Annotated in this window: 7 protein-coding genes and 1 pseudogene; 3 read left to right on the top strand and 5 right to left on the bottom strand. The window is 48.1% G+C overall.

Features of this window, described 5'->3' with window-relative positions; all coding sequences use genetic code 11:
- Positions 1-95 precede the first annotated feature (95 nt).
- Positions 96-1,514, bottom strand: a pseudogene (locus DWW52_RS15080) (alpha-L-fucosidase); the annotation flags it as partial.
- Between the two features lie 127 nt (positions 1,515-1,641).
- On the opposite strand from DWW52_RS15080, the gene DWW52_RS15075 reads away from it, so the two are divergent.
- From DWW52_RS15075 to DWW52_RS15065, 3 genes are all read left to right on the top strand, one after another.
- Positions 1,642-2,700 (top strand): class I fructose-bisphosphate aldolase, encoded by a 1,059-nt coding sequence (locus DWW52_RS15075; RefSeq protein ID WP_118716333.1) that lies wholly within the window; start codon positions 1,642-1,644, stop codon positions 2,698-2,700.
- 409 nt (positions 2,701-3,109) lie between these two features.
- Positions 3,110-4,369 carry a putative DNA modification/repair radical SAM protein gene (locus tag DWW52_RS15070; protein ID WP_118716332.1) on the top strand — a complete coding sequence of 420 codons (1,260 nt, stop codon included), beginning with the start codon at positions 3,110-3,112 and terminating at the stop codon, positions 4,367-4,369.
- Positions 4,370-4,401: 32 nt separating this feature from the next.
- Positions 4,402-5,169: a TIGR03915 family putative DNA repair protein gene (locus DWW52_RS15065; RefSeq protein ID WP_118716331.1), complete on the top strand. Its 768-nt coding sequence runs from the start codon at positions 4,402-4,404 to the stop codon at positions 5,167-5,169.
- Between the two features lie 156 nt (positions 5,170-5,325).
- Here the strand turns inward: DWW52_RS15065 and DWW52_RS15060 are convergent, their stop codons facing one another.
- From DWW52_RS15060 to DWW52_RS15045, 4 genes are all read right to left on the bottom strand, one after another.
- Positions 5,326-6,519, bottom strand: coding sequence for a DUF4272 domain-containing protein (locus DWW52_RS15060; RefSeq protein WP_118716330.1), 1,194 nt, complete (start codon positions 6,517-6,519; stop codon positions 5,326-5,328).
- An 86-nt stretch (positions 6,520-6,605) separates the two neighbouring features.
- Entirely contained in the window at positions 6,606-8,897 is a 2,292-nt protein-coding gene (locus tag DWW52_RS15055) for a GH92 family glycosyl hydrolase (protein ID WP_118716329.1), read from the bottom strand.
- Between the two features lie 48 nt (positions 8,898-8,945).
- Positions 8,946-9,710: a basic secretory protein-like protein gene (locus DWW52_RS15050; RefSeq protein ID WP_118716328.1), complete on the bottom strand. Its 765-nt coding sequence runs from the start codon at positions 9,708-9,710 to the stop codon at positions 8,946-8,948.
- Positions 9,707-12,034, bottom strand: a complete 2,328-nt coding sequence (locus DWW52_RS15045) for a GH92 family glycosyl hydrolase (protein ID WP_255418994.1) — start codon at positions 12,032-12,034, stop codon at positions 9,707-9,709. Before DWW52_RS15045 ends, DWW52_RS15050 begins: the two co-directional genes overlap by 4 nt.
- Positions 12,035-12,076: the final 42 nt, after the last annotated feature.

Below are 12,076 nucleotides of genomic sequence, written 5' to 3'. Positions count from 1 at the left end.
TTGTTTTTAGTCTCTATGGCTAAAACGAAAAACGTGAAAAAAAGTTTTTATAAACGCCACGAACCTGACAAACTTTATTTTCTCGGTATTTCTGGAGCCAGGAAAACACCCACCCTCGATATATTCGCTTCCTTACGACAATTATCAATCGTGATGCGAATTGCTTCCACCGAGGTATCCGGAATACGCAACAATCGTTTATACCCGATCGTCCCCCCCTTTCCAAGCACCTGCCACCCGCCATTCACCAACCCTTCCACGGTAAACGCTTCCACCCGCTGCCCGCGACTGATATCCTCTTGCAACAAGATCGTATTCACCACGCATCCCTTACCCAAGGCATACTCTTTACCCTCGCCTTCTTTAGCCGTCCACGGTCGGAACGACTTGGAAACCAAATCTATGGTATACATTTTCGTCAGGTAATCGCCAAACTCCTTCAACCGGGCAACGTCCTTCTCGTTAATCAACCCCCGCTTGTCAGGAGGCACGTTCAGCAATAACGATGAATTACACCCGACCGACTGGAAATAGATTTTCACCAACTCCGCCAGCGATTTCACCTTCACGTCCTCCTTCTCGTGATAGAACCAACCGGGACGGATAGAAACATCCACTTCCGAAGGATACCAGAATAATTCGGAGGCACGCCCGATAACATCCCGTCCCCCAAGATCTCGGGAAAACACGTTCAGACGCATCTCCGTGTTTCGTTCCCCCGCGTTCGGGTAACACCTCGGCACCAGTGCCACGGAACTCCACTCAATCTCTCTTCCCCGCCCACTCTCGTTTCCCACCCAGCGGACATCATCACCGCAGATAGAAATCACCGCGTTCGGTTGCAACTTATTGATTGTCGACAATATCAAATTCCAGTTATACCCCTGTCTTTTCCCGTTCTCCCCGTTTCCTCCCGCACCATCCAGCCAAACCTCGTCAACCTTCCCGTAATCCGTCAACAACTCCGTCAACTGGCGCACGAAAAAATCATTATACTTTACAGAATCCCCGTAACTCACCGCGTTCAAATCCCAGGGAGAAACGTAAAGCCCGAACTTCATCCCATGCCGATCACACGCTTTTCTCAATTCCCGGACGATATCTCCCTTCCCATTCTTCCACGGGGAAGCCGCCACGGAATGGCGGGTCGTTTTCGTCGGCCACAAACAGAATCCATCATGATGCTTCGCCGTCAATATCACCAGTTTGAAACCTCCCGCTTTCAACGCTTTCACCCACTGCTCGGCATCCAGCGCCACCGGGTTAAACATCACCGGAAACTCCTTCCCGTCTCCCCGCTCCTTCCCGGTAAACGTGTTCATCCCGAAATGGATAAAAGCCGTCAACTCCAGTTGTTGCCATGCTAACTGCTTCTTCGAGGGAACCAACCGGGCTGCCATATCCACCTTTTCCTCTAACGTGGCCTTTTCGGGAAAACGAACGCTTTTCTCGAAATATTTTCCTTTCTGCGCCTCTACTTGCAACGATAACACGCACAAGAAACACCAAACTATATAAAATATTTTTACCACGATTACAATTATTGATTTAATAAATGTAAAAATAAACTATTTTTCTCATATACACAACAAAACTCTCATTAATTTCGTTTCAATCTAAACAATATAATACTACATCATTATGAGTACAAACAGAATAATCGAAATCTTGGGAGATCAAAGCGATTTCCTTTTAAACCACACGTGCAAAACAATCGACAAATCCCTGCTTCACGTTCCGTCACCCGGCACGATTGACGAAATATGGATGCCATCCGATAGAAACACCCGTACGCTAAATAGTTTGCAATCCATCCTGGGGCACGGTCGTCTGGCAAACACCGGGTACGTATCCATATTACCCGTGGACCAAGGCATAGAGCATTCGGCCGGAGCATCATTCGCACCAAACCCGCTCTATTTCGACCCGGAAAACATCGTGAAACTAGCCATCGAGGGCGGGTGCAATGCCGTCGCCTCCACGTTCGGGGTACTCGGATCGGTGGCCCGCAAATACGCGCACAAGATCCCATTCATCGTGAAAATCAATCATAACGAACTATTAACCTACCCCACGCAATATGACCAAACCCTCTACGGCACGGTTGAAGAAGCATGGAACATGGGAGCGGCTGCCGTGGGAGCAACCATCTATTTCGGTTCACCCGAAAGCCGTCGTCAAATACTCGAAATATCCGAGGCTTTCAACCACGCTCACGAACTGGGAATGGCGACCATCCTCTGGTGTTACCTGCGGAACGAATACTTCAAAAAAGACGGCGTGGACTACCACTCCGCGGCAGACCTTACCGGACAGGCCAATCACCTGGGAGCCACCATACAGGCAGACATCGTGAAACAGAAACTCCCGACCGAGAACGGTGGATTTACCGCCCTCAAATTCGGGAAAACGAATGAAAAAGTTTACACCCAACTGACCTCTCCCCACCCGATCGACCTATGCCGCTATCAGGTAGCCAACAGCTACATGGGACGCGTAGGACTGATCAACTCCGGCGGAGAATCCAAGGGAGCATCCGACCTCAAAGAAGCCGTGATCACCGCCGTGATCAACAAACGAGCCGGAGGTATGGGATTAATCAGCGGGCGAAAAGCCTTCCAGAAACCCATGAACGAAGGTGTACAACTCCTGAACGCCATCCAAGATGTCTATCTGGATAGAAACGTGACGTTAGCATAAAACAATTTTTCACGAAGATACATCAAATACCTTTTTCTCCTCTATAAACGAGTCTGCTGAAAAAGTCCCATTATTTTGAACTACCACCCCTTTCCCCTCCTTACACAGGAGGGGAAACCGCTTGGTAATCATTCCTCCCCTGGGTAAGGAATTTTCACTAACTTACTAACTCTCCCCCCGTGTAAGGGGGAGCCGGAGGGGGTAGTTATTCCTCTCAAAGAGGACTTTTTCAGCAGCCTCGTTTATAGAAAAAGTACTTCGGATTACGGGAAAACCGAATAATCCCAACTTTAAAGGGGGCGGATTCGCCCCCTACTTTCTTACAATTTTTAATGTTAATTCTCTATTTTCATCCCGTAATATAACGTGAAGATTCTATCTTTGCATAAACACCATAACCCCATTCGTCATGGATGAAAGCGTATTAAACAAACTCAAAATACTCGCAGAATCAGCGAAATACGATGTATCCTGTGCATCCAGCGGAACCTCCCGTTCTCACAAAAAAGGACAGATCGGGAGTGCCGAGGGATGGGGTATATGCCACAGCTTCGCGGAAGACGGACGCTGCATCTCTCTGCTAAAAATCATGCTCACCAACAGTTGTATATACGACTGCGCCTACTGCATCAACCGCAGGAGCAACGACCTGCCGCGAGCCACCTTTTCCGTCACCGAACTAGTCAACCTGGTCATCGAATTCTACCGTCGGAATTACATCGAGGGACTTTTCCTCAGTTCCGGTGTCGTGCGCAATCCCGACTACACCATGGAACGCCTCGTGAAAGTAGTGAAAGACCTCCGGCAAGTATACCGTTTCAACGGGTATATCCACCTGAAAAGCATCCCCGGAGCCAGCCAAGAACTTGTCAACGAGGCCGGACTCTACGCCGACCGGATGAGCGTGAACATCGAGATTCCCAACGAGCAAAGTTTACAACTCCTCGCTCCCGAAAAGGACTTTCAAAGCGTGTTCACCCCCATGCGTCACATACAACAAGGCATACTACAAAGTGCCGAGGACCGGAAGAAATATCGCCACGCTCCCCGCTTTGTCCCCGCCGGACAAAGTACCCAGATGATCGTGGGCGCCACCTCCGACTCGGATAAAGATATTTTACACCTCACTTCCGCTCTCTACAAGCGCCCCAGCATGAAAAGGGTCTACTACTCGGGATTCGTTCCCGTCAACGGCTACGACAACCGCCTGCCCGCCTTGAAACAACCGCCCCTCGTGCGGGAAAACCGATTATACCAAGCCGATTGGTTACTCCGGTTCTACAGCTTCAAGGTTGACGAGATCGTGGACGACTCCTATCCCGACCTCGACTTGGAAATTGATCCCAAACTGGCTTGGGCGCTACGCCATCCGGAAGCTTTTCCCGTGGATATCAACCGGGCAGACTACGAAATGCTGTTACGGGTCCCCGGCTTGGGTGTGAAATCAGCCAAGATGATTCTCACCGCCCGCCGCTATTCCCGTCTGGGTACTTCACACCTGAAACAAATCGGAGTCGTTCTGAAAAAGGCTCAATATTTCATCACGTGTCACGAACTTCCCACCCGGACGGTCAACGAGCTAAAACCCGAAAACGTGCGACGCATCCTGACCCAAAGAAAGGCAACCAAAATCGACGACAGCCAACTGATCATCCCGTTCGTTTATTAATTGAAAATTGAAAATGAAAAACGAATTCTAACATGTTTATATTCCGCTACGATAAAACATTCGAGGGGTTGCTGACCGCCGTTTTTGATGCTTACAGCATGAAAAAATTCCCCGACATGCTGCTTGCCGAAGAAGAACCGCCCCCTTTGTTTTATGACGAAATATACACGGTGGTCACCGATGAAGAAAGAAGTAACCGGGTATGGAACGGCTTACAAAAGAAACTCTCCGCGTCGGGACTCGCCAGTCTCTCGACATGCTGGTTATCCGAACTTCCGGGGATCGACATGTTCTTGTTCCGTTACATGCGAAAAGCCGTGAACGCCCCTCGCTCCATAGAACTTAACTTCGGCGATCCCGACGTGCTGGAAATATCAAAAGTCTGGAAGAAAGTCAACAACGAACGGTTACGGGTCATGCAATTCCTGCGCTTCCAGAAAGCAGCGGACGGGACCTACTTTGCCGCCCTGAAACCGTTGTACAACGTGATCTCGCTCGTGCTTCCCTACCTGCAAGACCGCTTTGCCGATCAAAAATGGTTGCTCTACGACCTCAAACGGGAATATGGTTATTATTATGACCTGTCCACCATTACCGAAGTTCATTTCGAGCAAAAAGAGGGACATCTCCACACCGGATTCCTCGATGAAAGCATCATGGATCAAGACGAGAAGCTTTTCCAGAAACTCTGGCAGACCTATTTCAAGGCTATCACCATAAAAGAACGCTCCAACCCAAAATTACACCGCCAGAACCTCCCCGCCCGCTTCTGGAAATACCTACCGGAAAAAAGGGGATAACCCCCTTATCCATTTTAGATTTTAGATTTTAGATTCCAACCGCACAAGGCCAAGTTTATTCGGTGATTTATGATTTCCGATTAAGTGATTTCCCCGCACAATTCTCACGCATTTCATTCTAAATTCTAAATTTGTTTTTCTCCCGTGCATCCCTTTTCACGTCGTGGGCTGAATTTCATCCCAGGCTGCCCCGTCACTTCCCCCGATCAACCAATTAAAAGCATAGTGACGCTCCATCACCACACCACCTTCCAAGGATGCGGGAGCCTCTTTCCCGTTAACACGGGCATCCACGCAAGCCCAATCATAGCGCAGGGTCAAATCGGCTTCATCCAATATCTCCCCTCTCTTCCGAACCTCACCCAACCCCAGAATCGTCCCCTCATCCTTATGATCAAAAAACAGGCGAGCAATAAACGGAACATTACAAATCTCCGAAGGATAAGGAAGTTCGTCAATACCTAACGCCCATAATAACACGGCACAACACTCGTACCGCCACAAAAATTGGATGCAATCATGCTGTTCCGGATCCGGATTATCAAGATACTCCCGCTCCATCGGGGTAAATTCATCTTCAATATGATAAGCCTCCGCCACCTTGCTCACGTAATCCAACGCTTCTTCCCGGTCCGGATTCTCCGACAACAACACCTCGGAATACAACGCCACGGCAAACAACGCTGCAGCCCGACGGGCAATCATCTCCGGACTCTTTATTACAGCCTCGCAATCCATCACCTCGCAAGGTAAATGCTCCATGTAAGGAACTCCCGCCTCTTTCAAACGAGCAATCGAACGATCCCGACGTGCCAGATCAACATTCCCGGCTTCCGGGCGATCCACTTCCAACAAATCCGCATTCGCTACCGGACGAAAAGTCTCGTACTCGCTCTCCCCTTTCACAGAAAAAAGCAACTTCCCCTTACTGTCAAAAAGACTCATGCTCGGGTAAAGCAAAAAACCGTTTACATCACCCGCCACGTCATAAAACGTGTTCACGATATAATTCGTCCGATCCCGGTTATCATCCAGTTCGAACTCAATTCCCACGACACAATTAAAACACTGAATCTGGCGAATTACCTCCTCCTTGATCACGGTCAACGAAGTCTCCACCCCCGCGAAATAATTAGCCATGCCCTCCGTGTGCTCGGCCACCTGTTCCGCTTGATCCCTCGCTTGTATCATCGAGCAACGTATCATCGAGTCATCCTGCAACACGATCATCCAGCGATCATCTTCCGGGGTAAACATCTTTGTCACCTCCTGAAACCTAGCCCGCATCGATTCGGCAACACGATTAAAATCGCCAATTACCGTGTAAAGAGTCAAATTTGCTTTTTTCATATATCCATTTTTAGTTTCAGGCAAAGATAAGAAAAGAGGCTTCCGATTTACCATCGAAGCCTCTAAATGACTGACATAATTTTCTTCTACTCTCTTTTCAATGAAAATGAATAAGGTACATCCGAATCTCCTATTCCCCGGAGCCTGTTGGCTTGCTCGCTCATCCGGAATTCAATCCGACCGCCACTCAACAAATCCTCGTGAGTGATATAATTCTTCGTGTATACCTTCTTATTCACCTTCACCCGGTCAACATAACGATGACAATCATCGTTACCCGGTGCGATGATCTGCATCTTTTTCCCGTTCTCGAAATAAATTGTTACTTTCGAGAAAAGCGGGGTCCCTAACACGTACTGATCCGTCCCTGGGCATACGGGATAAAAACCCATGGCCGAGAACACGTACCATGCCGACGTCTGCCCGTTATCCTCGTCCCCGCAATACCCGTCCGGTCCCGGGGTATACATCCGGTTCATAACCTCTCGCAACCAATATTGCGCCTTCCAAGGTTGTCCGGCATAATTATACAAGTAAATCATGTGCTGTATCGGCTGATTCCCGTGAGCGTAATTCCCCATGTTCATCACGGTCATCTCCCGGATTTCGTGAATCACTCCCCCGTAATAACTCGCATCAAACAAAGGAGGTACGGCAAAAACGGAATCCAGCATCCGGACAAAAGTCTCCTTTCCCCCCATCAGATCAATCAATCCCCGCGGATCGTGAAACACCGACCACGTGTAGTGCCAACTGTTTCCTTCCGTAAAAGCATCCCCCCATTTCAAAGGAGAAAACGGGGTCATAAAACTCCCATCTTGATTCTTTCCCCGCATTAACTTCGTCTCCGGATCAAATAAATGCTTATAATTCATAGCCCGTTTGGCATACTTGTCGATTTCTTCCCTCGGACGCCCCAAAGCCTTCGCCAACTGATAAATACACCAATCATCATAAGCATACTCCAACGTTCGGGCCGCACTCTCGTTAATTCCCACGTCATAAGGCACGTATCCCAACTTGTTATAATACTCGTGTCCTAAACGTCCCGTGGAAGAAGCCCTGGAATGCACGTGTTCTGTCCCGTGTACCACCCCCGCGTACAGCGCCTCGGTATCGGCAACCCGAACCCCTTTCAAATAAGCATCCGCAAGAACGGAAGCTGAATTATTCCCAACCATACATCCCCGGTGTCCCGGACTCGCCCATTCAGGGAAAAAACCGCTTTCCTTATATGTGTTGATCAACCCCTCCTGAATCTCCTTGTTCCGGGAAGGGTAAACCAGATTCAACAAAGGAAACAAACAGCGGAAAGTATCCCAAAACCCCGTGTCCGTGTACATATACCCCGGTAACACGTTGCCATTATACGGGCTATAATGCACGATATTTCCCACCGCATCAAGCTCATAAAACTTGCGAGGAAAAAGCACAGAACGATACAGACAGGAATAAAATACCCGGTATTGATCCAGCGAACCTCCCTCCACTTGAATTGCACTCAACACCTTGTTCCACTCCGCCTTACCTTTTTCCACGAGCACATCGAAATCATCATCTCCCAGCTCTTTCAAATTTCTTTCCGCCTGTTCCGGGCTAATAAACGAAGAGGCCACCCTAGCATGTACCTTTTCTCCTTTTCTCGTGCGAAACCCGACCACGCTTCCCGCATGATTCGCCCGTTGTGACAATTCATCACTCAAATTACCATCGGCAAAAGTATGTCGATACTCGAAAGGCTTGTCAAACTCGATCACGAAATAATTCCTAAAATTCTCGGGCACACCTCCACTATTCCGGGTCGTGTATCCCTCGATCCGGTTATTGCCCACGATCTTGACAAACGAACCCCGGTCAAACGCATCGACAACGATATACGAATGCTCGTTCTCAGGGAAAGTAAACCGGAAAAGAGCCGCTCGATCGGTTGTCGTAAACTCGGTAACGACATCATGCTCGGCCAGATAAACCTTGTAATAATAGGGTTTGGCAACTTCCCCCTTGTGCGAAAACCAACTCGCCCGTTTATCCTGATCAAATTCCGGGGCTCCCACGACAGGCATCAGGGAGAACTGCCCATAATCGTTAATCCAAGGGCTGGGTTGGTGAGTTTGCTTAAACCCGCGGATCTTGTTCGCCGTGTACACGTAAGCCCATCCGTCGCCCATCTTCCCCGTCTGGGGCATCCAGAAATTCATCCCCCACGGACGGGCAATAGCCGGATAAGTATTCCCGGCAGACAACTCATACGTGGATTGCGTACCCATCAAAGGATTCACGTATTCCACGGGATCAAAAACAGTTTGAGCTTGTGCAGGAATCCCCGCACAAAGCCACAAACAAACTAAAACACAGACAATTAATACATGATATTTCATAAACACAACACTATAATTTTTTACTCTAAAAATACTTTAAACGAAAACCTACTTATCCCCCATCGCGCTCATGTATTCTTCCCAAAGCCGATCAACATCATACCCTTCTCCGAGAGAATACCGGATTGCACCTTGAAAAGACCACGGTTTCACATGTAAAGTACTGCGGTTAAATTTACGTAAAAAATCCGAATCTTTGGTCTGCATCAACCAAGCCAAAAAGAAACCTGTTGTCCGGTATCCATCCATGTAATTCCCCCCTTTGGGGCGATCGTCCAGCGTGAAACCGCCATTCACGTAACGAACCGCATCTGCCATCCCTTCTATAAACGCCCAAAACGTTTTATTCGTCCCGTAACTACCTATTCCTTGCGGTTCCAACTGATAAGCATGAGTCAATTCATGCCAAAGCACGCCCCGGTTCTCCCGAATCAAAAGCTCCAAATCTCCCTTGTAACTTTTCTCAATCCAATCTGTACTATAAGTAATCATGATCGCCGGCGGGTTCCCGCTTTTAGCCGAAACTCCATCATAAGACTTTAATTCGTACGTGATCAATTCCACCTTCGGGATACTGTCCTGAGGTGAGAAATAAAGCGTGTTCAATACCTGCCGAGCACATTCTTGTATGAATTGTTCCGGATTAGGCACGATCCGGGCATATAACCTGGCACCTTCCGTTTCAGGCGACAAGTTCCGGAACTCTACTTTACCCACGTCATAACCGGACCAATCCACTGTTTTCTTTTCGCTGCATCCACAAGAACTCATGATTCCCAAGACACACATCCATACAATTACTCTCACTCTCATCGTGTCAAAGAATAAGGTTTATTATCATCCGAATAAATCCTGTCGCGTTCGGGTTTACTACCCATCTCGAACTCCAGTATTCCACCCGCTTGTATATCCTGTTGGGTAATATAAGCCTTCTCATACGGTTTCCCGTTCAACTTTACCGATTTCACGTACCGATTTCTGTCGCTCACCTTCGGGGCTCGCACTTCAAAAGAATGACCATTTTCCAAATAAATTTTCATGTAGGGCAAATAAGGCGCCCCCAACACGTATTGATCCGTTCCCGGACACACGGGATAAAATCCCAAAGCCGAGAATATATACCAAGCTGACATTTGCCCACAATCATCATTCCCGCAAAGACCGTCAATCCGGTTCCGGTACATCCGGTTCATCACCTCCCGTACCCGCAACTGAGTTTTCCAAGGTTGCGAAGTCCAAGCATACAAGTACAACACGTGATGACTCGGCTCGTTCCCGTGGACATAATTTCCCATCAATCCCTCTTCTGTAATATCCTCCGTATCGGCATAATACTTTTCCGGAAGATGCATCGTGAACAAACTGTCCAACCGCTCGACAAAACGTTTCTCTCCCCCCATCAAACGAATTAACCCGTTCACATCATGCGCCACGTGAAAGGAATAATTCCATGAATTACCCTCAATAAATCCCTCCCCGTGCGTGTTCAACGGATCAAACGGCTCCTTCCAACTCCCGTTGGATAAACGAGGTCGGGCAAAGCCCAAACGATCGTCAAATAAATTCCGATAACTCAACGCCCGTTTCCCGTATTCCTCAGCCATATCCTTGTTCCCCAACATCCTTGCCGTCTGATAAATCGTCCAATCATCATAAGCATTCTCCAAGGTAATGGAAGCCCCGTTTCCATCTTTATCCACGGGCACATATCCCTTCTCCACGTAATCTCGGGTATCTTGATAATACGAAACATTCGAACTATTCTTCATAGCCTCCAGTACCAACGTCTTATCCAGTTCGATCCCTTTCGCCACGGCATCCGCCACCACGGCAACCCCGTGATAAGCAATCATACACCAATTCTCGTTCCCCATATGCGACCACACGGGCAAAGCCTTATGCACACTTTGTTGATAATGGGCCAACATGGACTTCACCATATCTTGGTTTCGCTGACGATTCATCACGTTAAACAAAGGATGTAAAGCCCGATAAGTATCCCACAAAGAAAATACCGTATAATTGGTAAAATCACTAGCCTGATGAATCATATGGTCCACCCCCCGATATTGCCCGTCCACATCCATATACACGGAAGGATTGATCATCGTGTGGTAAAGAGACGTGTACAACATACTCAACTGATCTTCGTTTCCTTGCGCCTCAATCACTGAAAGCGATTTATTCCATTTCTCCCGCGCTTTGATAGCCAACTGCTCAAAATTCAAACCGCTAACTTCTGCCTGCAAATTTTTCAATGCCCCCTCCGTGCTTACACAAGAAAGAGCCACTTTTACCTCCAATTCCGGACTACCCTGCAAATCAAAATCAAAAAACGCCACGATTCCCCGTCCGCCCATTTCCGGGAAATTATTCTTCTCGTCAAATCGACGCCAGAATCCCCTGTACTTCACCTCTTCAAAATTCTCATGCCCGTAATTTTTTATGGGTTTGGAAAACGTAACCGCAAAATATGTATAATTCGTACGGGCCCATCCCCGGGTAATACGATATCCCGTCAACAGAGTATCGTTCTCCACCCGCAGGTTTGCCCATAAAACCTTCCCTTCGTAATTGTATATCCCGTGCAATAAATCCACGATCACGTGACCTTCCCGTTTGCCTGCCGGATAAGTATATTTATGTATTCCAACCCGTTCTGTCGCCGTCAACTGTACTTTTATATCGTAATCCTGCAACATGACCTCGTAATAACCGGGAGAAGCCTTTTCCTGCTCATGGGAAAAACGGGAACGATACCCCTCTTCCGGCCGCTCCGCACTCCCGGGAAGCAATTTCACATCCCCAACCATTGGCATCAAAAGAATATCCCCCAAATCCGAATGCCCGGTCCCACTCAAATGCGTGTGACTAAATCCCACGATCGTCGGATCGTCATACTGGTAACCCGCACAATAACGATACGCGTCCTGCTGGTAGACCCCGTCAATATTATGCGGCACGTTTTCCGTATCGGGACTCAACTGCACCGCACCATACGGAACGCAAGCCCCCGGAAAAGTATGTCCCATACTTTTTGTCCCGATAAAAGGATTCACATAATCCACCGGTTTTTTCTTCTCTTCTTTATTAGGCAACATAGCCCCGACACACAATAAAAATACACATAAATTCATTTCATCGCTCGTTTATTTACACATTCGTTTCACTTATCAAAT

Origin of the sequence: Odoribacter sp. AF15-53 (assembly GCF_003479425.1) — a bacterium.
Taxonomy (GTDB): Bacteria; Bacteroidota; Bacteroidia; order Bacteroidales; family Marinifilaceae; genus Butyricimonas.
This window is presented reverse-complemented; position numbering and strand designations above follow the sequence as displayed.

Bases quoted from the DNA above. Each gene is read 5' to 3' on its own strand.
- DWW52_RS15075 (WP_118716333.1), top strand. From the start codon at position 1,642: ATGAGTACAAACAGAATAATCGAAATCTTGGGAGATCAAAGCGATTTC.
- DWW52_RS15065 (WP_118716331.1), top strand. From the start codon at position 4,402: ATGTTTATATTCCGCTACGATAAAACATTCGAGGGGTTGCTGACCGCC.
- DWW52_RS15055 (WP_118716329.1), bottom strand. From the start codon at position 8,897: ATGAAATATCATGTATTAATTGTCTGTGTTTTAGTTTGTTTGTGGCTT.
- DWW52_RS15070 (WP_118716332.1), top strand. From the start codon at position 3,110: ATGGATGAAAGCGTATTAAACAAACTCAAAATACTCGCAGAATCAGCG.
- DWW52_RS15045 (WP_255418994.1), bottom strand. From the start codon at position 12,034: ATGAATTTATGTGTATTTTTATTGTGTGTCGGGGCTATGTTGCCTAAT.
- DWW52_RS15060 (WP_118716330.1), bottom strand. From the start codon at position 6,519: ATGAAAAAAGCAAATTTGACTCTTTACACGGTAATTGGCGATTTTAAT.
- DWW52_RS15050 (WP_118716328.1), bottom strand. From the start codon at position 9,710: ATGAGAGTGAGAGTAATTGTATGGATGTGTGTCTTGGGAATCATGAGT.